Genomic DNA, 21070 nt, shown 5'->3' on the forward strand with positions numbered 1-21070 from the left:
AGGTAACGTGTCCGGGCTGTCTTGTCGGAATCATTCTGCTAAAGTATGCCCTACCCGGTCCTACCCCCTGAGCCGCCCGCTATTATCAATTCCTTGCCGCCTGAGGAACACAAATCCTCAGTGACGGTTGCAGCGACGGTACTTGAGCCTGCATTCCATGCATCGGAAAACGTTTCTGAAGCTGCTCAGTCTGTCGTGGTAGGGACCTTAAGCGCCCCTACCCCACCAGAAACTTTTGCACCTGAAAATTCTGCCGCTGAGCAGCCCTCCGCTGAGCCTGCTTCGCCTGCGGTATTAGCGACCGAACCTGAGATAGCAGCTCCTCCAGCTCTCCCGCCTGCTGCAGAAAGTAATGCTGAGTCGGCTGCGGCCTTAGGCTCGCCTCAAGTTGTTGAGATTGGAGATACATCGGTTGCAGCTTCAGAGACCGATTTACTCATTGAGCCTGCCCAATCTGCTAACCATCGCCACTCTGACGTTCACATCAACGCTACAGCTTCAGTGCTGCCGCCTCGCTACACTAACAGCGTTGCAGTCAAGCAACCTACAGCGATCGCAACCTTCATTCCTAGCCTCACGGCTTCATCTAGTCCCCGTTCTACCGCTAGGTCGGGCTCTGCGGCGATCGCACCCACTCGCCCACTCAAAGCTCCAGTTTCTAGCCCAGCCCCATCGGGTGTGGCGATCGCTCCGCCTGCGCCATCCGGTTGGTCGATTGTGGCTACGCCTCCTGCGAGCAATAGCAAGCCGAGTTCTGGCCCCAAACTGCCCTCCTTGAGCCCAGCAAAACCAACACCTCCTCCAGTCACCCCTGCTGAGCAGCCCCCCGTTCAACCTGTCAGAGAGCGACCTACTCCTCAGCCAGCTCAAGAAACGACTCCTGAGGTTACTCCTGCGGCTGCTCCAAGCACCCCAGCCACTCCGCCTGCTCGCCCTCAGCCTACTGTTTCTCCATCGGATACGCCGACATCGGATACGCCGACCTTAGTCATACCAGAATCCACACCGCCAGTCGTGCCACCCCAATCGGCACCTGTGGTCATGCCCCCCAGCCCTAGTACGCAGTCCAGTGCTGACCCTGCCACCAGTGGCGTGATCGAACTCAGTGCCGATCGCCAGGAATATGACGAACAGCGGCGGGTGTTTACGGCTGAAGGCAACGTCTTGATGCGCTTTCGAGGAGCCGTACTCGATACCGAGCGTCTCCAAGTCAATATTCCGAATCGTCTGGCAGTCGCTGAAGGTAACGTAGCGCTCACTCGTGGCGAGCAAGTTCTACGCGGCGATCGCTTTGAGTACAACTTTGTGCAAAACACAGGCACGATCGCAGGTGCGAAGGGTGAGATTTTCTTGCCGACGGCAAGCACCGATTTTACCCCCACATTGCCAACGGATGTGAGTGCTGGCGTCACCTATGACCGCCCGTTGAGCGATCGCGTTACCGCAGCTCAGCCGACTCAAAATGTTTCTAGCCCTGGAGGAATCAATGTAGGAACAGGTGTAGGTCAAGATGCACCCACTGCGGTTCAGGGAGGCTCCGTGCGGCGGCTGCGGTTTGAGGCGGGGCAAATCGCCTTCAACCCGAGAGGTTGGCAAGCCCAGAATGTCCGAATTACCAATGACCCGTTCTCGCCCCCCGAATTGGAGTTACGCGCGGATGAGGCGACACTGACTAACCTTTCTCCACTCCGGGATGAAGTGAGAGCCAAACGGCCTCGGCTAGTCTTTGACCAACGTTTCTCTCTGCCGCTGCTGCGATCGCGGGTGATACTCGATCGCCGGGAACGCGATCCTGCCTTACTACAATTTGGCTACGACGAGGAAGATCGAGGTGGCTTGTTTGTCCAAAGTACGTTTGAGCCGATTTCTAACGAGAAGATTCGCTTTAGCGTCACGCCTCAGTTCTTTATTCAAAAAGCCCTAACAGACAGTAATGGTGCAATTTTTGATCCTTCTGTGTATGGCTTAAAAACCAAGTTGACGGCTAATCTCAGCCCTCGTACCACGCTGACCAGCTCCGTAACACTGAACAGCTTAGATCCCAGCGATTTTGATGAAGAAGCACGAGCTAATGTGCGTTTGCGTCAACTCCAAGTCGCAGGCAACCACACCTTAGCGCTTGACTATAGCTATCGCGATCGCCTGTTCAATGGCTCGTTGGGTTATCAGGATGTGCAGAGCAGTTTGGGTGCTTTCTTAATTTCTCCTGTGGTGCCTTTGGGAAATACCGGAATTAGCTTGAGCTACCAAGCGGGAGCCCAATTTGTCACGGCTGATAGCGATCGCTTAGATTTACTTGATGCCAATCGTACTAACAATCGGTTGAGCTTGGGACGTTTTGAGGCCAGCGCTGCTCTGAATAAAGGATTCTCCCTTTGGCAAGGCAAAGCTTTACCGCCCACTGCTACCGAAGGTCTACGATATACTCCCGCTCCGGTAGTGCCTTATTTGCAACTATTTACTGGAGTCAGAGGCGTTGCCAACGGCTATACCAGTGGCGACAGCCAAACGACTCTAACTGGCACGATTGGGTTGCAAGGACAGGTAGGTCATTTTTCTCGGCGCTTCTTTGACTACACAGGTTTCAATCTCAGCTACTCGCAAAGTGCGATCGGCGGTCAATCTCCCTTCTTATTCGATCGAGTCGTGGATGATAAAGTTGTCTCCGCTGGGATTTTGCAGCAGATTTACGGCCCATTCCGCCTCGGATTTCAAACTGCAATCAATGTGGATACAGGCAATGAAATTAGTACGGATTACATCTTAGAATACAGCCGCCGCACCTATGGAGTGACGGCACGCTACAACCCAGTTTTATCGATTGGTTCCATTGGCTTACGCATCAGTGACTTCAACTGGAGCGGCGGAACAGAACCCTTTGCGGGCACTGGTATCCGCCCTGTAGAGGGGGGTGTGGTGCGGCCCACCAACGACTAATCCTCCTTAAGTCATTTGAATCTAAGGGCGATTTGCGGTTTAATGGCAAAATCCGTCGCTACTCCAGTCTGCTAACTTTTGTAGACTGCGTTGGGGCCGAAGATCCGTTGTCAATCAGCTTAGACCTAGGTCCCACCCTCCTGCGAAAAGCGATCGCAGTTTGCCTAAGCTAATTTGAAAGGGGGATGCAGTAAACAATTGAGATGACAGAATCAGTAAAAGACTCTGTGAGCGCAAATGCAGCGGCTCTGCTGATTCACTACAGCTTTGACCTCAATGGCTACACTGCTGATGAATTAGTGGCTGCTTGGACAGGCATCTACCAACCGCTTTGGATACGCTCAGCCGTCATTGAAGCCTTGTATCAAGGGCGTTACAAGGGGATTTCGGTTGAGCAAATCTTGGCGTTGTGGCTACGTCGAGGGCAACCGCTTTATCATTTCAACCATGAATTTGAACGTATTGTTTGCAGTAAATTCCCGCAGGTGCTAGTGCCCAAACCTGCTACTGCAAGGGAAATTGTGGCTTTGCCACCCCCCAAGTTTCCACCCCAGTCTCACTGGCGCTACTTGCTGCCCGCAGCGGTCACCCAGACTGACAACCTATCTACGGCTCCAGTTAAGGTAGCGGCGACCGAGTTGCCTTCCATCGCAATCTCCTCGCCACCGCTCCAAAATGAAGGACTAAACCTTGCGTCTGTCGCTGGGGAGGAGCAACCAGACCAGGTTGGGGCTACTAGGTTAGAAAATGCTTCCGAACCAACCGTGGCCGCGTCAGCTTCCAACTCAAGCTATGCCCCAATGGATGCTGTGGCCGCAGAGCCGATATCAATGGCGCTAGAGCCGAGCATCGATGAATCTGAAGTTGTTGCAGAATCCAACGCTCTATCTAACCCGACATTGCCTCTAACTTCCAGCTCCCACCTTGCTGAAATGGCAGTTGAGTCAGACATGGCTTCGGATGGAGCCCTAGAATCTGTTCTAGAAGAAGCCGATCGCCTACTCTCTGACTTGTCAATCACAGGCAGCGAAGCTTCTGGTTCAGAGATGACTCAAGCAGGCCAAGCTAAGCCCGAACCGATTCACCAGTTTGTACCGCCTCCGGAATCCTCTGAGTTCTATAGCAAGCTCAAGGCCGTAGCCCAACCCCAAGAAAACTCCCTCGCTCTATCCGAACCCTTGAGTCCTAGCGAAACCAAGGGTCAGCGGGTCTGAAAAATGTTTGAGCTTGCCCTACATCATGCCTAGATGAGGGCATTTACTAATTAACCTACGATCGCCCTTAACCCATTAGGTATTAGTGGTGGAGTTGGCAGCTTCGGCCTGAGGTTGCGTGACACCCATACGAATTTCTGAGCAGAAGGTGGCCATGCTGAAACCACCAAAACGCTTTAGGATGCTGTTACGCAAGCGTAAGTTGGGACTGGCGAACCACAGGCGCTCTTCAGAGTACATAGATTCATACTCGGTAATCAGCGTCAGGGCTTCGTCGTCGCCCATTTTGTAACGACCTGCGACAGGAGCCTTTTCGGCGTAGCCCATTTCGCGCAACAACTTGCCTTCCTTGGGGTTTTCTGGATCAGCGATCGGAACCAACACTGTGGAGCCAGTGTGTTTTTCTTCGTCCCATTCCATCGTGCCGTTCCAGGTGACGCGAGCACCACAGAGAGCCAGCGTGGGATCAATTTCATATTGTTCGCACAGCTTTACCACTTCGGGGTTATCGCTGGGCAACATCTCAATCACAATATCTGATTTGCCACTTTCTGATTGCTTGAAAGCCAAGTGGTGACTGGTGCGCTGGGAAAACCACTTGCCAGCACTCTGCTGGAAAAACTCCACAATATTCATGAATTAAACGATCCTATTGCCCACAATTTCTAATCGTCATCTTTACTAAGTTTAAGGTGCAAAACGAAGAAATTTTATCAACCTCCGCTTGATTGCTGTAGTGCTGTTGGTGCACCTACCACTGTTGCCACGAGACCTCGCTTAGCTCAACGGTTCCCCATTTGAGGACCGAATCGTGATGTCACCCTTGGCCTGGAAAATTACTTGAAACCGCGCGAAGGTGGCTACCTCAGACCCATATTTCTCTTGATTTGCCTGACTTGCCTGCCCTGCTAGCTCTGCCTCAGCTAAAGCTGGGAGTGGGGTTTGATCTGCGTAGTCAAATGCGGCTTGGTTTACAGGCTGATACATCGCGATCGCGCCTTCTACCGTCATATCCACCAGATAAATCAAGTCTTGGTCTTCCGCAATCTCAGGAATATCTGTTTGGGTTAATTGAGTATGGAGTTCTTGTGCTATCGATCGCAACTGGGCTAAATCAGTGATTTCTGGTGTGGCATGGAACGCAGCCTCACTAGATGGGCGACGGGCAGAACTACCTTTTTGTCGGAGGCCACAGAGTGCGATCGCGGGCAGCAATCCTTGAAGAGTTAAGGCTGGAATTAATGCTACATAGGACGGTCCTGGCAATCCTACGGCAATTCCTGTCGGCGTCTGCCCTAGCATGACCAAAAACAGCAAGCTAGAGAGCACAAACGTAATCGGAGGAACAAACAGCCAAAGCCAAGCAGACCTGGCATCACGTCGTAAGACAAACCCTTGCGCTAACCCCAACCAAACATAGGCTAGGCGGCTCAGGACAAGCCCTAGCTTAGCTTGCCACCCGAATCCTACTGCTTGGGCGATGAGTCCACCCATGCCCGTCGCTACGATCCAGAGATGAGTCAGTCCATATTGGCGTAAAATCACCCACTGAGCCAGCCCCAAGACAAAGCTGGATATGGCCCAATCTGTATACCGCCAAATTGCGGCAGCAAAATCGCTGAGGGTGTCTACCGCGATCGCCCCCGCAAGGCCACGCTTAAAAGCCAGCTCTACCAAACCAGCCAGGACAGTTGCTAGCGTCAACCCGCAGATAAAACTCAGTCGCTTAGCAGGTGGAATCAGAAAAGGCTGCGGCGCGGGCGGGGCTAGTGCTGGAGGGACTGATGAGCTAGGGTCAAATTGCATAAGTTTTGTAACGGTAAGCCAAGCAAAACAAGCATTGACACCATCCTGCCCGATCTTGTCATCATTGCCTGGTTAATTCCCGTCGCTTTCTCAAACTCACAGCGAGAAAGGGGGATCGGGGAATGATAAGCTAACAAATGCATTTAAGAAATGAATGGTGAATCTTCAATGGCCGGATCGACCCAAATTCCTTATCTGTTGCGGGCTGCTCGTGGAGAAGTTCTAGATCGGCCACCCGTGTGGATGATGCGACAAGCGGGTCGCTACATGAAGGTGTATCGAGACTTGCGCGACAAATATCCCTCCTTCCGGGAGCGCTCCGAGAATCCTGATCTGGCAATTGAAATTTCCTTGCAACCTTTCCGGGCATTTCGGCCCGATGGCGTGATTCTGTTCTCTGATATTTTGACGCCGCTACCCGGTATTGGCATTCCGTTCGACATTGTGGAGAGCCGAGGACCGATTATCGATCCGCCGATTCGTAGCATAGAGCAGATCAACAATCTGCATGAGATCGACCCAGAAGCGTCGATGCCCTTTATTCGCACGATTCTGCAAACCCTGCGCCAAGAAGTTGGCAATGAAGCAGCGGTACTCGGCTTTGTCGGCGCACCTTGGACCTTAGCTGCTTACTCGATCGAAGGGAAAAGCTCTAAGGACTACACCATCATCAAGGGCATGGCCTTCAGTGAGCCAGAAATGCTGCATAAGTTCCTGGCTAAGATTGCAGACGCGATCGCTACCTATGCGTGCTACCAAATTGAATGTGGGGCGCAGGTAATCCAAATGTTTGATTCTTGGGCAGGTCAGCTTAGCCCCCAAGACTTTGATGCCTTTGCTGTCCCTTACCAAAAGCAGGTGTTTGCCAAGATCAAGGCGGCGCATCCTGATGTGCCTCTGATTCTCTACATCAATGGCAGTGCTGGAGTGCTGGAGCGGATGGCACAAACCGGCGCTGATTTCGTCAGTGTGGACTGGACAGTCGATCTAGCCGAAGCTCGTCAGCGTCTCGGCGCTAACATTGGTGTGCAAGGGAATATTGACCCCTGTGTGCTGTTTGGCTCCAAAGACTTCATCCGCGATCGCATTCTAGATACAGTGCGGAAAGCGGGCAATCGTCGCCACATTCTCAACCTTGGTCATGGGGTGCTGCAAGGCACTCCTGAAGAGAATGTGGCTCACTTCTTTGAAACTGCAAAGCAAGTTGACAAACTCTTGGCAGTTCATGCGTAGGTGGTGGTAAACAGGTAATAATTTTGAGTGGTGTACTACTCAAAATTATTACCTGTCTAGAACTACCCATGCGTAATGGGAGCTGGGGTCTCGGCTCCACTCCTTAACTCTCTATTCATTCATACCTCCATGCTCCCCAAGCGAATTTTCATGACGGGTGCCAGTGGCTGCATTGGTCACTACATCGCGGAAGCTTTGATTCAGTCCACTGAGCATGAATTACATCTGCTGGTTAGAGACCCTGCAAAGCTGAAGTTTGACTACCAAGCTCGTCCTGGAATTCACATCATTAAGGCTAATATGCGGGACGTTGACCGCATGGAAGACTTATTGGCATCAATGGATGTGGCGATTTTGGTGGCTACTGCTTGGGGGAATGCTCAAGAAACCTATGATGTAAACGTTTTAAAGACGTTGCGGTTGATGAGCTTGCTCGATCCAGAGCGCTGCGAACAAGTAATTTACTTCTCAACTGCCAGTATTCTCGATCGCAAAAACCACTTGCTCAAAGAAGCAGGGCAACTGGGAACCGACTACATTAGCTCGAAGTACTCTTGTTTTCAGCAGTTGTCAAAGCTGGCGATCGCTCCTAAAGTTACTACTTTGTTCCCTACCTTGGTGTTTGGTGGGGATGAGCATAAGCCTTACTCAGCCGTAACATCTGGGATTCCAGAGGTTGTCAAGTGGATTGATTTAATTCGCTTCCTCAAAGCTGATGGTAGTTTCCACTTCGTTCACGGGCGTGATATTGCCCAAGTGGTGCAGCATCTAGTAGAGCATCCGCCAGAACTAGGCCAACCACGGCAGTTGGTGCTGGGAAATGCTCGGGTGACGGTGAACGAAGCGATAGAGACAGTTTGTGATTATCTAGGAAAGAAAATTCAGTTCCAGATTCCGCTGTCGCCTGTGCTGGCTGATGTGCTGATTGCAGTATTTCGGATTCAGATGGCAGCTTGGGACCGTTTCTGTTTGAAGTATCAGCATTTCACTTACGAGAATGTGGTGAATCCAGCTACGTTCAATTTGCCGACTTATTGCGCCACATTTCGAGATGTGTTGAAAGTTAGTGGGGTGCCTGGGCAGGGTGGGGTGAGGGCTACTGAGGCTAAAGAGCGGGCGATCGCTGAGTAGCTATTCTTTCAAACTTCGCTGCATCACATCCTTTGAGACAAGAACCGAACCATTGGGGGCACTCGCCCTCAAACCCCCGCTAAGGGACCAGGGCTGTTTCATTGTAGGGAGAGCATAACTCGTTCGACCTGGTTCGCAAGTTGGCGCTTTGCTTGGGCAATCGAGGTAAAGCCCAACTTGCGCGCTCCCGTGATGAAGAAGTTGCGCACAATCGACCAATTGGCGGGCGCATTCTGTCCTCGCTGCCGAGCCTTATCCTCACCTAGCACCACATCCTTCGGCCAGTGCAACTGATTCTCAATCGACCAATGTCCTCGCACTAAGACCAAGAATTCTGTGGCCTTCCACTGTAAATCGCTTAGATAGTAATGGGTTTGGGCAAAGGCTTGTCCATCGCGCACTCCCCAACGCTCCACTTTCAACCAACGGTGCACATCCTGCCATTGCTCTGCCCAGTCCCCCACCTCCTGGTAGAGCGACACCCGTCGATGCACCTGTCGCCCATGAGTGCGCTCAAAATGCTCGGCCACCTCGATGGGTGCTTGAGTTTGAGCCCAGGCCAATAACCAGCTATATAACTTCGGATGGTTGGCCTTCACGCACAGCAGATAATGAGCCTCCTGCTGGCGTAGGCCGCTCGACCGTTTTTTTGGGTGTGCAAGGCATCCGCTGTCACCACGGCACCTGACAAATCGAGGACTTCGAGTAGTTGCTGAACCACATGCAACTCACTGATGACCTTGTTCTCCATCGGTTGAGAGTGGAGGACAAAGCCACGCTTGTGGCTGAACACACTCACTAACATGACAAAGTTCTGTTGGTGAGTCTCGTAATCAGTGACACTGCCCTTAATACTTTTGCCATCCACCGCTAGCCATTCTCCGGGCTCAATGGGGACATGCTGCTGTGCCCATTGGTTGAAGACTTGGGCGAACACCTGGAAATCTAACTCCAGAATCACCCGCCGAAACGTCGAGTGAGAAGGCATTCGACGGGGGAGGGGCTGATTCAGATGCTGGCACACTTGCGCTCCATAGAGTTGACTGAACTCCGCGAGAGGGCGGTACCCCCAGTAGCCAGACATCGCTCCGACAATCATCAGCAGTAAAATAAACCACAACTGATGCCGTTTGCCTCGAAGCTGGCGAAATTCAGGTACCGTTTTCAGTAGTTCGACTAAAGACATGGTGGATCCTCAACCCTATCTTTAGCTTGCTTTTTCTATATCCGTATGAAACAGCCCTGCCGCTAAGGGACGGCTGCGTCCCTCAGGCTCCCTCCAGAAGAATCTGAGGGTGGGTGTTTCGATACTTTGGCTTTTCTCTTGCTACAGCTAGTTTTTTGGTCTTTAGTGCTACTTGCTGCTCCTGGAATCGCTCAAAGCATACGTTTTTGAGTTGCGTCTGTTAAACTCCAGTACAAGTGATATAGGAAGTTCCTTGATCTTTGCTCGAAGGAATACACTTTTTATTGCGAGGATTGGCTTGCTTCGCGTCGAGTTGATTCAGTCAATCGTTGTTCATTGACTGAAAGCTTTTATCGTGAGAGTTTTCAGGATAGATAGACATATCAATATATCTGAGAACAGGCCGTCATTTAGATAAGAGGCTAACAATTAATGCGAGTTTTACTTCTCTACCCCCTTTTTCCTCGGTCGTTCTGGTCTTTTGATAAGGCTCTAGAACTGATTGGGCGCAAGGTTTCGCTACCTCCGCTGGGAATGATTACGGTTGCTGCGATCCTGCCTCAAGAGTGGGAGTTTCGCTTGGTGGACCGTAATGTGAGGCTGGAGACGGAAGCTGACTGGGATTGGGCAGAGTTGGTGATTATCTCTGGCATGATTGTCCAAAAGCCAGATATGTTGCATCTGATTCAGCAGGCTAAGCAACGTGGCAAGTTAGTTGCAGTGGGTGGCCCTTATGTCACCTCTGTCCCAGATGCAGCTCAGGAAGCTGGAGCTGATTTCTTGGTATTGGATGAGGGTGAAATTACGCTTCCCATGCTGGTTGAGGCGATCGCCCAAGGCAAAACTTCCGGTATCCTTCGGGCCGGGGAAGTGAAACCAGATGTTACCACTTCGCCAATTCCGCGCTACGACTTGCTAGATTTCAAGGCTTATAACGAGATGTCGGTGCAGTTTTCGCGCGGTTGCCCGTTCCAGTGCGAGTTTTGCGACATTATTGTGCTTTATGGGCGGAAGCCTCGCACCAAAACTCCAGCTCAGCTCATTGCTGAAGTGCAAACCCTTTATGACTTAGGCTGGCGGCGATCGATCTTTATGGTCGATGACAACTTCATTGGCAACAAGCGTAATGTCAAGCTGTTGCTGCGTGAACTCGGCTCCTGGATGGCAGCTCACAACTATCCCTTCCGCCTCGCTACCGAAGCCTCGATTGATCTGGCCCAAGATCAAGAACTGCTGGACTTGATGATTGCTGCCAACTTTGGTTCTGTGTTTATCGGCATTGAAACTCCTGATACCGACAGTTTGGCGCTGACTCACAAATTTCAAAACACCCGCACCTCGTTAGTGGAGTCGGTGCAAACGATTAATCGAGCGGGCCTGAATGTGATGGCTGGCTTTATCCTGGGCTTCGATGGCGAGAAACCAGGGGCAGGTCAACGCATCATCGATTTTGTTGAAGCTACCTCGATTCCCAAGGCGATGTTTGGTTTACTCCAGGCACTGCCCAACACGGCACTCTGGAACCGACTAGAAAAAGAAGGTCGGATGCTAGAGGCAAACAAAGAAACGCAGGGCCACCAGATGGCGCTGACCAACTTTATCCCCACCCGTCCCGTAGAAGAGTTGGCGCGTGAGTACTTAAGTTGTTTTTGGGAGCTGTACGAACCCAGCCGTTATCTGTCACGGGTTTATCGCAATTTCATTCAGCAAAAGCCATCGCCGCACAAGGTGCCATTTCGGATGTTGGAACTAGTAGAACTCCGGGCTGTGTTTACCATCTTTTGGAGACAAGGCATTAAACGCAGTACCCGTTGGCAGTTTTGGCGGCAGCTCTTTGCGATTCTGCGGCATAATCCCAGCGTCTTTGTGCCTTATATGAGCAATTGTGCTTTGAGTGAGCACTTCCTGGAGTATCGTCAAACCGTTCGCGACGAAATTGAAGCTCAACTAGCAGAGTACTTAGCCACTAAAGCGAAATCGCAGGCTCAAACTGCAAAGTCAGCCGTCACCGCTAATATCAATGCGATCGCCAGCTAAATCGCGAGCTAAACTGAATTCTCCACTTTCGCCCGGTTTGTGGAAGCTTCTCCGGGAAAAGTGAATAACCATCCAGCAGTTCGCCCAAGCTTTTTTGACCGGGCTCTTAACCTGTGAGGCTAAATTTAAATGCGAGTTTTACTCCTCTACCCCCTGTTTCCTAAAAGCTTTTGGTCATTTGAAAAAACTCTAGAACTGGTCGAGCGCAAAGTTTTACTACCACCTCTGGGCTTAGTCACCGTTGCGGCCCTTCTACCTCAGGAGTGGGAGTTCAAACTGGTCGATCGCAATGTCCGCGCTGTCACAGAAGACGAGTGGGCTTGGGCTGACTTGGTGATTCTCTCCGCCATGATTGTGCAGAAAGAGGATTTCTTGGCCCAAATTCAGGAAGCCAAGCGCCGAGGTAAACCCGTAGCAGTGGGTGGCCCTTACCCAACCGCTCTACCAGAAGAGGCCCAGGCGGCTGACTACATGATTTTGGATGAGGGCGAGATCACTTTGCCGCTCTTTATTGAAGCGATCGCGCGTGGCGAAACCCAGGGAGTCTTTCGTTCCAATGGGGTGAAACCAGACGTTACCACCACACCCATCCCCCGCTTCGAACTGCTCGACTTTAGCGCTTATGACAGCATGGCGGTGCAGTTCTCACGCGGTTGCCCGTTCCAGTGCGAATTCTGCGACATTATCGTTCTGTACGGACGCAAACCCCGCACTAAGGCTCCGCAACAACTCTTAGCCGAGCTGAACTACCTCTACGAACTCGGCTGGGATCGTAGCATCTTCATGGTGGACGACAACTTCATTGGCAACAAGCGCAACGTGAAGTTGTTCCTCAAGGAATTAAAAACCTGGATGGAAGACCACCAGTATCCCTTCTCCTTCTTCACCGAAGCTTCGGTAGACTTGGCCCAAGACCCAGAAATGATGGAGTTGATGGTGGAGTGCAACTTCACTGCCGTCTTCTTAGGCATTGAAACCCCAGACGAAGACAGCCTAGCCCTCACCCAAAAGTTTCAAAACACCCGCGACTCTCTCAGCGAGGCTGTGGAATCCATCACTAAGGTGGGTCTGCGCGTCATGGCAGGCTTCATCATTGGCTTCGATAACGAAAAACCGGGTGCAGGCGATCGCATCGTCCAATTCGTCGAAAAAACCGCGATCCCCACCGCGTTGTTTAGCATGTTGCAAGTCCTTCCCGACACGGGCCTTTGGCACCGCCTGAAAAAAGAAGGGCGCTTACGCGGCGAAGCAGGCAACATCAACCAAACCACCTTGATGAACTTCGTCCCCACCCGCCCCTTAGAAGAAATCGCCCGCGAATACATGCGCGCCTTCTCCGAGCTTTACGACCCTGAGAAATTCCTCGATCGCGTGTACCGCCACCATCTGATCATGGGATCGCCCAAATTCAAAGCCCCCGGTAAAATGCCAGCCTGGGTTGATGTTCGCGCCCTGCTCACCGTCTGCTGGCGGCAAGGCGTGGTTCGCAGCACCCGCTTCCAGTTCTGGCGCAACCTTTGGAACATTTTCAAGCACAACCCCAAAGTCTGGGATCGCTACCTGACCGTCTGTGCTCACAATGAACACTTTAGCGAATATCGCCAAATCGTCTGTGACGAAATCGAAGCGCAACTCACCGAATACCTAACCGCCGAAGCAGAGGCGCAGAAAACTGTGCAGGTTGCTAGTACAGCGAATGTTGAAGCGATCGCTAGCTAAAAAAGCAGGACGCAGGCTCACAAGGAAAGAGGAGGGAGCAAAAGCTAGAAGCGAGGAGCGAAGAGTTTCTATAGCGCGATAGGATTGCCCAACAATCTCCCAGTTGGCATAATGCTGGAATTCCAGTCAGTACAACTGTCATGCAAGACGACCTCCTCAAGCGCGAACGCGAATTTCACGACCTGTGGGCTGCGGCCATTGACATCGAAGGAATTCAAGTTCGAGATTATTTTGAAGCCTGCACTGCTCCAGAGAATCGCTTTATCCTCAAGCACTTAGGAGATGTCAAAGGGAAATATCTACTCGACCTGGGCTGTGGGGCTGGGGAGAACAGCGTTTATTTTGCGACCAAAGGGGCACGTTGTGTTGCCGCCGATTACTCGCCAGGTATGGTAGATGTCGCGCTCAAGCTGGCAGCAAGCAACCATGTGGCAGTGGAGGGTCGCACCATTAATGCGATGGAAATTGAGTTTCCTGACAACACTTTTGACATTATCTACGCCTCTAATTTACTGCACCATATTCCTCAGCCAAAAACAGTTATCCGGGAAATGTATCGAGTCCTGAAACCAGGTGGTAAAGCTTGTTTTTGGGACCCGCTGAAACACAATCCAGTGATTAATGTCTACCGTCGTATTGCGACTAAGGTACGGACTGAGGACGAAACTCCCCTCGATATTAATATTGCCAACTTTGTCCAATCTGTATTTACAAAAACGGAATATGACACCTTTTGGTTAGCTACTCTTTGGATTTTCCTACGCTTTTATTTAGTAGAAAAAGTTGATCCGAACAAAGAGCGATATTGGAAAAAAATTATTTTGGAGCATGAACGCTTGAGACCAACTTATCTAAAGTTGGAAAAAGCAGATCAAAGCTTGAAGAAATTGCCCCTAATGAAGCGATTTGCTTGGAATATTGCAGTAGTAGCGACTAAATAAGATGAATAGTTCTAAGCGGCGGGCTTTATGGCAACGAGCTGGCATGTACAGCTTGCTAGGGGCGATCGCGCTGATAATGCTGTTGCCCTTGATGTGGCTGGTCAGTACCTCGCTCAAGTCTCCAACCGAGAACATTTTTCAGTTTCCACCGCAACTATGGCCGAGCCAACCCACTTGGCAAAATTTCGTTCGAGTGTGGCAAACTAATCCATTTGGTCGCTACCTGTTCAACAGCACCCTAGTCGCCATACTGACAGTTACGCTGAATTTGCTGTTTTGTTCGTTGGCAGCTTATCCATTGGCGCGGCTAAATTTTCGGGGCCGAGATGCGATTTTCACCCTCGTTGTCTCAACAATCATGATTCCTTTTCAAATCGTGATGATTCCGCTGTACATCTTGACCGTACAGTTGGGGCTACGAAACACCTATCTAGGACTAATTTTTCCCGCAATCGCTTCGGCTTTTGGCATCTTCTTGTTGCGGCAAGCGTTTCAGAGCGTGCCTAAAGAGCTGGAAGAGGCGGCCCGTATGGATGGCTGCTCAGAACTGGGGTTGTGGTGGCATGTGATGCTACCTTCAATTCGCCCGGCGCTGGTGACGCTAGCAATTTTTGTATTTATTGGTTCCTGGAGCGATTTCCTCTGGCCTTTAATCGTGCTCGATCGCCCGGAATACTATACGTTGCCGCTGGGAGTTGCAACGCTAGCAGGAACGTTTTCCCTGGATTGGCGCTTGATTGCGGCGGGTTCTGTCATTTCGATCGCGCCGATTTTATTTTTCTTTTTGGTGATGCAGCACTATATTGTGCCAACTGAGGCGGGGAGTGGGATGAAGGGGTAAAACTAAACCCCTTAAGGGTACCTGCCCCACACCCATGTAGGTTTCTACGAGAAGTCTGTACTCAATGAATAGGATTCTCAATGTTCTAGCCTCTCACCTTCTTGGGGAGCAGAAGCTGGAACCTTGGTAAAGACGTGCTTGGTTGAAACCTAAATGGGTGAGGACACCTGACTCCCAAAGGCTCAGTTCTAGATCAACTTGGCAGCCCGCAGGCCAAAAAACAAACCAAGAGCCGCAGCATAAAACGAACCGAGCACTAACACGTAAGTGATTACACCAGACATTGACAATTCTCCACAAAGCCCAACAAAACTATTGAATCATTTAGTGGAGTAGTATTCCACCACATTGGTTTTACGGGCTAGGCAGGCTGCGCCAGCCCCACCATCCGATGTGGTGAAGTAGTAGAATACAGCCCACGGGCATTTGTTAATCGCGGCAGCACGAAACCAATGAAGTCTGTAATTCCTGTCGAATTACCACAACAGTCTTATGATATTGCGATCGCCTCTGGTGGTTTGGAGCAGCTAGGAAACTGGCTCATCGGGCACGGCTCACAGCCACTCAAACTCGGCAAAAAAATTCTCCTTGTTTCCAGTCCCCCGATTTTTAAGCATTACGGAGAGCAAGCGATCGCCTCTCTAGAGAAAGCAGGCTTTACCGTCGCTCAGTGCATTCTGCCCGCCGGAGAACGCTACAAAACTCCTGCCTCCCTACAAAAAATCTACGATGTAGCTCTAGAAAACCGTCTGGAACGCTCCTCCACGATTCTGGCATTAGGCGGTGGCGTCATTGGCGATATGGCAGGCTTTGCCGCTGCCACATGGCTGCGGGGCATCAACTTTGTGCAAGTCCCCACTACTCTGCTCGCAATGGTCGATGCCTCGATTGGTGGCAAAACAGGAGTTAACCATCCTCAAGGCAAAAACTTGATCGGGGCATTCCATCAACCCAAGCTAGTCTTGATCGATCCTCAAACTCTAAAAACCTTGCCAGCCAGAGAATTTCGGGCAGGCATGGCTGAGGTGATCAAGTACGGCATCATTTGGGATGCGGAACTGTTTGAAAAACTAGAGCAAAGCCAGCGGCTCGACCAACTGCGCTATCTTAGCGACGACCTGCTCCAAGAAATCCTAACCCGTTCCTGCCAAGCGAAGGCTCACGTCGTCAGCAAAGATGAAAAAGAATCAGGGCTAAGAGCCATCCTCAACTACGGGCACACGATTGGTCACGCTGTCGAGAGTGAGACCAAATACAAAGTAGTCAATCATGGCGAAGCTGTGGCGATCGGCATGGTAGCAGCGGGGCAAATCGCGGTAGCTTTAGGCATGTGGGAGCAAGCTTCCAGCGATCGCCAACTTGCTCTGCTTGAGAAAACTGGCCTCCCCACCAAGTTGCCCGGAGGATTGGATATTGAGGCGATCGCGGCTAGCTTGCTAACCGATAAAAAAGTCAAAGACGGTCGGGTGCGATTCATTCTACCCACCCAAATTGGCACCGTCACCATCACTGATGAAGTTCCAGCGGATGTGATTCGGCAAGTCCTTCACGCTATGCAACAGACCTAACCCACCAAGAACAATGAGTTACTTCCGTCCTAGTGTTGATGCAATGACTGGCTACCAACCTGGTGAGCAGCCTGCTCCAGGAGTCAAAGTCATTAAGCTCAACACCAACGAAAACCCCTATCCTCCGTCTGAGGCGGCCCTGCAAGTCCTGCGTGGCTTCGACGGTGAACTGTTGCGGCGTTACCCCCACCCGATGGCCGACTCGTTCCGTTACGCTGCGAGCCAAGTTTTAGGCGTTCCCCATGATTGGATTTTGGCGGGTAATGGCAGCGACGACATTCTAAATTTGCTGGTGCGGGCTTGTACAGAAGGCGATCGCAAAATCGTCTACCCTACCCCCACCTACGTCCTCTACGAAACGTTAGCGGAAATCCAAGACACGAAAGTAGTTGAGGTTCCCTACGATGAGGACTACAACCTCCCCGTCGAGCAACTGATTGCCGCGAATGGAGCGATCACCTTCATTGCTACTCCCAACAGTCCTTCTGGAACGCTAGTTCCTTTAGATGTGCTCAGTAAGTTAGCCAGCCATTTGTCTGGAGTGCTAGCGATCGATGAAGCCTATGTTGATTTTGCCGATTACAGCGCTTTAGAACTGGTGAGAGAGCACAACAACGTGATTGTCCTCCGCACTTTCTCTAAGGGCTATTCCTTGGCAGGTTTACGATTAGGCTTTGGCGTTGCCAATCCAGAATTATTGTCGGGGCTGATTAAAGTTAAGGATAGCTACAACGTGGATGCGGTGGCTTGTGCAGTGGGAGCTGCGGCGATCGCGGACCAAGCGCACAAAAACGCCAGTGCCGAGCGGGTAAAAGCCTCTCGTGCCAAGTTAACCGCTGGCCTCACCCAGCTAGGCTTCAAAGTGGGTCCCTCGCAAGCCAATTTTGTTTTGGCTCAGGCTCCCAATAACAAGGCTAGCTCTCTCTATCAAGCTTTGAAGGAACGTGGCATTCTAGTGCGCTACTTCAATCAACCCCGTCTTGCTGACAAACTGCGGATCACCGTCGGCACTGAAGAGCAAAACCAAGCCCTCATTTCTGCATTGACAGAGTTATTGGCTTAGGAAGCTAACCCCCTGCCCCTTCCCTACCAGGGAAGGGGAGTCAAATTCAAAGTCCTTCGCCTCTTAGGAGAGGGGTTTGAGGAGAGGTCTGCTTTTATTCGGCGATACTCACAAAAATGCTCGCGAGAGAGCCAATAGTTTCTCAGCCAGGGATTCAATCAATTCTCGATATGCCAAGCGCGATCGCCACTCCGCCGGAATTCCTGACTCACCATAGAATGCACCTGCAAGCTGGCCATAAACAGCTCCAGTAGTATCGGCATCGTCACCTAAATTCACTGCCAGCAAACAACCTTCCCGGAATGAGTTGCTATTGTGGAATGCCCACAACGCTGCTTCTAGAGATTTCACCACATAGCCAGAGCCTTGAATTTCCGGTGGGTGTCGCTGCTTGAAGGAACCTCTGGCAATCTCAGCGATTTCAGGAACGAGCGAATTAGCCTCCCAGGAACCTGAAATCGGGCTGTAGTGGTTTGCAAGCAATTCTTCTTTACTGTCTCCTTGAACCGCCCCAACGATTAGCGCGCCCAAATAACGGCAGGCATCAATTGTCGTGGGGGCGGCGTGAGTGGTGCGAGAACTCTCAGCGGATTTAGCGATCGCCTCCTCTGGCTTCTCAGCGTAAAACAATGGCACCGGAGCTAACCGCATAATTGAGCCATTGCCCGCAGATCGGGGATTGGTGGAACCGCAGTATGAATTTCCTGTGGCGACAAATTCTTCTAGGGCGGCGCGGGTGGCGTTGCCAATGTCGAAACAGCGTCCGGTGCTGCTGAGATAGCCTTCGCGATACCAACGGTTATATTTTTCTAGTTGATGTTTGGGCTCAAAGCCTTGGCACTCGATCAGGCTTTCTGCCAAACACAAGGCCATTGAGGTGTCGTCGGTCCACTGTCCGGGCTGGAGGTTGAAGGGGCCACCACCAACCATATCCGTGATGCGGGCAAAGGAACCCGGTGGCTTAAATTCTAGAGTCGTGCCAACTGCATCCCCCGTTGCCAGCCCTAGCAAGGCTCCTCGATAGCGCTCAATGAGTTCCACTATTCCTCCACTCGATAACCCAATTCTGCCAGGCGAGTGCGCGATTGCCGCCACTTCGGTTGGACTTTCACAAACAACTCTAGGTACACTTTTCCGGCGATCAACTTCTGCATTTGCTCACGGGCGGCACTGCCGATCGCCTTCAGCATGCTGCCGCCTTTACCTATGACGATACCTTTTTGTGATTGGCGCTCGACATGAATCGTCGCTAGCAAGCGGGTGATCGTTGGTTCTTCTTCAACTCGATCAATGGAAATTGCTACTGAGTGCGGCACTTCCTCGCGAGTGAGGAGCAAAATTTGCTCCCGGATCAGTTCGCCCATAATGAATCGTTCTGGCTGATCAGTGACCAGATCTGGCGGATAGTAGTAGGGGCCAGGTTCCAGGCGATCGCCCAACAAAGTTTGCAGCGGTTCTAACCCTTCCCCGGTCAGTGCTGAAAATTTCGCGATCGGCCAACCGTAAGGTTCTGCCAAGGCCCGATAGCTAGCGTCTAGTGCTTCTGTCGCGGCGGGTTGTTGATCACTTTTGTTCAGGCCCAAAATCACTGGAGTTTCGGTTTTGCTCATTAGCTCGGCAATGTAGCGATCGCCTCCGCCCGCATCGACTGAGCTATCGACCACAAACAGCACCACATCGACCGAGTGAATGGCAATTTGAGCATTTTTGACCAACACTTCGCCGAGTTGGTGGTGCGGTTTGTGAATGCCAGGAGTATCCACAAAAATAAACTGTGTATCTGGCGTGGTCAGAATGCCCAAGAGTCGATTGCGCGTGGTTTGAGCCACAGGCGACGTAATGGCAATCTTTTGCCCCACTAAATAATTCATCAAGGTTGATTTGCCGACGTTAGGACGGCCAATGATGCCCACAAAGCCTGATTTAAAGCCTTCTGGCGCAACTGGAATGCTCCACTGATCTGATAGGTCTGACATAAGTATGATTTTGCCTGCGCCTGTTCACCGTTTGCTGATTTTCCAAGAAGCGCAATATTGCCATAGTAACGTTGCCAGCGCTAGTCCTATTTGCCTGAATGCAACCAAGCGATCGCTATATCCCAAGCAACCATGCAGCTTGTACATCAGTGGGTGAATTAGATGTAAGCAAACCTAAAGCCAACCTGGAATTCTTTAGAAACGCCACCGCTTAGCAGTACTGTACAGCCTGACCTTATTTGTCGTTGAGGCGACGGCGGGCGATATGGGACAAAAGCAGATTGGGATTCTGACCAGTGGAGGCGATTGTGCTGGACTCAACGCTGCCATCCGAGCGGTGGTGTGTCGAGCGGTGGGTACCTACGATTGGGAAGTGCTAGGAATTCGGCAAGCGACCCAAGGACTCATGCACAGTCCACCCCAGGCAATTCGCTTAGAACTGGAAAACGTTGACTCTCTGCGGGTTGCGGGTGGCACGATGCTCGGTACAACTAATCAAGGTGATCCCTTTGCTTTTCCTATGCCCGACGGCACCCGTTGCGATCGCTCAGAAGACATTATTGCTGGCTACCATCAACTGGGTCTGGATGCGATCATCGGCATCGGGGGCGATGGCAGTATGGCAATTCTGCGACGCATTGCCGAACAAGGCAAACTGAATCTAGTGGCGATCCCCAAAACGATTGATAACGATGTCGGAGTGACGGAGCACTCGATTGGTTTTGATACCGCCGTCAATACCGCAACCGAAGCCCTCGATCGCCTGCATTTTACAGCCGCTAGTCACAGCCGCGTCATGATTCTAGAAGTGATGGGGCGCGATGCAGGCCATATTGCCATTACCGCAGGTATTGCTGGGGGTGCTGATGTGATCCTAATCCCCGAAATTTCTTACACCATCGCTAATATCTGCCACAAAATCAAAGAACGCCAAGAACAAGGGAAAAACTATTTGCTGGTGATCGTGTCGGAAGCGGTGCGGACGGAGGCAGGAGACCCAGTGGTGATCACCAATCGCTTGGGTCAATGTCGCTATGGAGGAATCGGCGACTACTTAGCCGATCGCATTTGTGCCTGTAGTGGCGCTGAAACTCGCGTGACAGTGTTGGGTCATGTGCAACGGGGCGGAACGCCTTCGCCGCTCGATCGCCTGGTCGCGTCGGCCTTTGGCGTGGCTGCGGTCGATCTAATTGCTGAGGAGAAATATGACCACATGGTCACTTGGCAAAATCGTCAGGTCGTCAGTGTCCCCATTCCTGAGGCGATCGCCCAATACCAAGCCGTTGATCCTAGTGGCACCTTAGTCAAAACCGCTCGTGGCTTAGGTATTTACTTAGGCGATTAAAAAAAGCCCTTTTTCCAAGGTGGAGAAGGGCTTTAATCTCTCCCCTTCTCTATAGGGAAGGGGTTGGAGGTTA

Annotated in this window: 19 protein-coding genes; 12 read left to right on the top strand and 7 right to left on the bottom strand. The window is 51.5% G+C overall.

The features are described 5' to 3' along the window. Nucleotides 1-45 precede the first annotated feature (45 nt). Nucleotides 46-2937, top strand: a complete 2892-nt coding sequence (locus tag H6F68_RS19465; RefSeq protein ID WP_190561487.1) for a DUF3769 domain-containing protein — start codon at nt 46-48, stop codon at nt 2935-2937. A 203-nt stretch (nt 2938-3140) separates the two neighbouring features. Beyond that, nucleotides 3141-4151 (top strand): hypothetical protein, encoded by a 1011-nt coding sequence (locus H6F68_RS28575; RefSeq protein WP_199300171.1) that lies wholly within the window; start codon nt 3141-3143, stop codon nt 4149-4151. Nucleotides 4152-4226: 75 nt separating this feature from the next. Here the strand turns inward: H6F68_RS28575 and H6F68_RS19475 are convergent, their stop codons facing one another. Together H6F68_RS19475 and H6F68_RS19480 are read right to left on the bottom strand one after the other, a co-directional pair. Then, nucleotides 4227-4787, bottom strand: coding sequence for a phycobiliprotein lyase (locus H6F68_RS19475; RefSeq protein WP_190561489.1), 561 nt, complete (start codon nt 4785-4787; stop codon nt 4227-4229). Between the two features lie 141 nt (nt 4788-4928). Then, complete coding sequence (locus tag H6F68_RS19480) at nt 4929-5957, bottom strand: hypothetical protein (RefSeq protein WP_190561491.1); 1029 nt, start codon at nt 5955-5957, stop codon at nt 4929-4931. 168 nt (nt 5958-6125) lie between these two features. On the opposite strand from H6F68_RS19480, the gene hemE reads away from it, so the two are divergent. After that, nucleotides 6126-7190: a uroporphyrinogen decarboxylase gene (gene hemE / locus H6F68_RS19485; protein ID WP_190561493.1), complete on the top strand. Its 1065-nt coding sequence runs from the start codon at nt 6126-6128 to the stop codon at nt 7188-7190. A gap of 129 nt (nt 7191-7319) precedes the next feature. Further along, nucleotides 7320-8321: an NAD(P)-dependent oxidoreductase gene (locus H6F68_RS19490; protein ID WP_190561495.1), complete on the top strand. Its 1002-nt coding sequence runs from the start codon at nt 7320-7322 to the stop codon at nt 8319-8321. 98 nt (nt 8322-8419) lie between these two features. On the opposite strand, the gene H6F68_RS29430 is transcribed toward H6F68_RS19490, so the two are convergent. Then, on the bottom strand, nt 8420-8920 hold the full coding sequence (locus H6F68_RS29430; protein ID WP_399314571.1) for an ISAs1 family transposase: 501 nt from the start codon (nt 8918-8920) through the stop codon (nt 8420-8422). Beyond that, nucleotides 8917-9507 (bottom strand): ISAs1 family transposase, encoded by a 591-nt coding sequence (locus tag H6F68_RS29435; RefSeq protein WP_190561497.1) that lies wholly within the window; start codon nt 9505-9507, stop codon nt 8917-8919. The genes H6F68_RS29430 and H6F68_RS29435 overlap by 4 nt, the downstream gene beginning before the upstream one ends. A gap of 432 nt (nt 9508-9939) precedes the next feature. Here H6F68_RS29435 and H6F68_RS19505 point away from each other — a divergent pair, with 432 nt between their 5' ends. The 4 genes from H6F68_RS19505 to H6F68_RS19520 all read left to right on the top strand — a co-directional run bounded on the left by H6F68_RS19505 (nt 9940) and on the right by H6F68_RS19520 (nt 15045). Further along, a complete protein-coding gene (locus H6F68_RS19505; protein WP_190561499.1) occupies nt 9940-11544 on the top strand; it encodes a B12-binding domain-containing radical SAM protein in 1605 nt (534 codons plus the stop codon). Nucleotides 11545-11673: 129 nt separating this feature from the next. Beyond that, nucleotides 11674-13263 (top strand): B12-binding domain-containing radical SAM protein, encoded by a 1590-nt coding sequence (locus H6F68_RS19510; protein WP_190561501.1) that lies wholly within the window; start codon nt 11674-11676, stop codon nt 13261-13263. Between the two features lie 140 nt (nt 13264-13403). Beyond that, nucleotides 13404-14204 carry a class I SAM-dependent methyltransferase gene (locus tag H6F68_RS19515; protein WP_190433906.1) on the top strand — a complete coding sequence of 267 codons (801 nt, stop codon included), beginning with the start codon at nt 13404-13406 and terminating at the stop codon, nt 14202-14204. Nucleotide 14205: 1 nt separating this feature from the next. Next, nucleotides 14206-15045, top strand: coding sequence for a carbohydrate ABC transporter permease (locus H6F68_RS19520; protein ID WP_190554619.1), 840 nt, complete (start codon nt 14206-14208; stop codon nt 15043-15045). Between the two features lie 188 nt (nt 15046-15233). Here the strand turns inward: H6F68_RS19520 and H6F68_RS19525 are convergent, their stop codons facing one another. After that, nucleotides 15234-15329 carry a cytochrome b6-f complex subunit PetL gene (locus H6F68_RS19525; RefSeq protein ID WP_190433902.1) on the bottom strand — a complete coding sequence of 32 codons (96 nt, stop codon included), beginning with the start codon at nt 15327-15329 and terminating at the stop codon, nt 15234-15236. 168 nt (nt 15330-15497) lie between these two features. Here H6F68_RS19525 and aroB point away from each other — a divergent pair, with 168 nt between their 5' ends. Together aroB and hisC are read left to right on the top strand one after the other, a co-directional pair. Further along, complete coding sequence (aroB, locus tag H6F68_RS19530) at nt 15498-16613, top strand: 3-dehydroquinate synthase (protein ID WP_190561503.1); 1116 nt, start codon at nt 15498-15500, stop codon at nt 16611-16613. A 13-nt stretch (nt 16614-16626) separates the two neighbouring features. Beyond that, entirely contained in the window at nt 16627-17676 is a 1050-nt protein-coding gene (gene hisC, locus H6F68_RS19535; protein ID WP_190561505.1) for a histidinol-phosphate transaminase, read from the top strand. 108 nt (nt 17677-17784) lie between these two features. Here hisC and H6F68_RS19540 read toward each other — a convergent pair whose 3' ends face one another. Next, on the bottom strand, nt 17785-18717 hold the full coding sequence (locus H6F68_RS19540; RefSeq protein ID WP_190561507.1) for an ADP-ribosylglycohydrolase family protein: 933 nt from the start codon (nt 18715-18717) through the stop codon (nt 17785-17787). Next, nucleotides 18717-19652, bottom strand: coding sequence for a GTPase Era (era, locus tag H6F68_RS19545; protein WP_190561509.1), 936 nt, complete (start codon nt 19650-19652; stop codon nt 18717-18719). The genes H6F68_RS19540 and era overlap by 1 nt, the downstream gene beginning before the upstream one ends. 4 nt (nt 19653-19656) lie before the next feature. Between era and H6F68_RS19550 the strand changes: the two genes are divergently transcribed. Continuing rightward, nucleotides 19657-19809 carry a hypothetical protein gene (locus tag H6F68_RS19550; protein ID WP_190561511.1) on the top strand — a complete coding sequence of 51 codons (153 nt, stop codon included), beginning with the start codon at nt 19657-19659 and terminating at the stop codon, nt 19807-19809. Between the two features lie 108 nt (nt 19810-19917). Continuing rightward, on the top strand, nt 19918-20997 hold the full coding sequence (locus H6F68_RS19555; RefSeq protein WP_190561513.1) for an ATP-dependent 6-phosphofructokinase: 1080 nt from the start codon (nt 19918-19920) through the stop codon (nt 20995-20997). The last annotated feature ends 73 nt before the right edge of the window (nt 20998-21070 follow it).

Source organism: Trichocoleus sp. FACHB-262 (assembly GCF_014696035.1).
Classification (GTDB): domain Bacteria; phylum Cyanobacteriota; class Cyanobacteriia; order FACHB-46; family FACHB-46; genus Trichocoleus.

Bases quoted from the DNA above. Each gene is read 5' to 3' on its own strand.
- H6F68_RS19465 (WP_190561487.1), top strand. From the start codon at position 46: ATGCCCTACCCGGTCCTACCCCCTGAGCCGCCCGCTATTATCAATTCC.
- H6F68_RS28575 (WP_199300171.1), top strand. From the start codon at position 3,141: ATGACAGAATCAGTAAAAGACTCTGTGAGCGCAAATGCAGCGGCTCTG.
- H6F68_RS19475 (WP_190561489.1), bottom strand. From the start codon at position 4,787: ATGAATATTGTGGAGTTTTTCCAGCAGAGTGCTGGCAAGTGGTTTTCC.
- H6F68_RS19480 (WP_190561491.1), bottom strand. From the start codon at position 5,957: ATGCAATTTGACCCTAGCTCATCAGTCCCTCCAGCACTAGCCCCGCCC.
- hemE (WP_190561493.1), top strand. From the start codon at position 6,126: ATGGCCGGATCGACCCAAATTCCTTATCTGTTGCGGGCTGCTCGTGGA.
- H6F68_RS19490 (WP_190561495.1), top strand. From the start codon at position 7,320: ATGCTCCCCAAGCGAATTTTCATGACGGGTGCCAGTGGCTGCATTGGT.
- H6F68_RS29435 (WP_190561497.1), bottom strand. From the start codon at position 9,507: ATGTCTTTAGTCGAACTACTGAAAACGGTACCTGAATTTCGCCAGCTT.
- H6F68_RS19505 (WP_190561499.1), top strand. From the start codon at position 9,940: ATGCGAGTTTTACTTCTCTACCCCCTTTTTCCTCGGTCGTTCTGGTCT.
- H6F68_RS19510 (WP_190561501.1), top strand. From the start codon at position 11,674: ATGCGAGTTTTACTCCTCTACCCCCTGTTTCCTAAAAGCTTTTGGTCA.
- H6F68_RS19515 (WP_190433906.1), top strand. From the start codon at position 13,404: ATGCAAGACGACCTCCTCAAGCGCGAACGCGAATTTCACGACCTGTGG.
- H6F68_RS19520 (WP_190554619.1), top strand. From the start codon at position 14,206: ATGAATAGTTCTAAGCGGCGGGCTTTATGGCAACGAGCTGGCATGTAC.
- H6F68_RS19525 (WP_190433902.1), bottom strand. From the start codon at position 15,329: ATGTCTGGTGTAATCACTTACGTGTTAGTGCTCGGTTCGTTTTATGCT.
- aroB (WP_190561503.1), top strand. From the start codon at position 15,498: ATGAAGTCTGTAATTCCTGTCGAATTACCACAACAGTCTTATGATATT.
- hisC (WP_190561505.1), top strand. From the start codon at position 16,627: ATGAGTTACTTCCGTCCTAGTGTTGATGCAATGACTGGCTACCAACCT.
- era (WP_190561509.1), bottom strand. From the start codon at position 19,652: ATGTCAGACCTATCAGATCAGTGGAGCATTCCAGTTGCGCCAGAAGGC.
- H6F68_RS19550 (WP_190561511.1), top strand. From the start codon at position 19,657: ATGATTTTGCCTGCGCCTGTTCACCGTTTGCTGATTTTCCAAGAAGCG.
- H6F68_RS19555 (WP_190561513.1), top strand. From the start codon at position 19,918: ATGGGACAAAAGCAGATTGGGATTCTGACCAGTGGAGGCGATTGTGCT.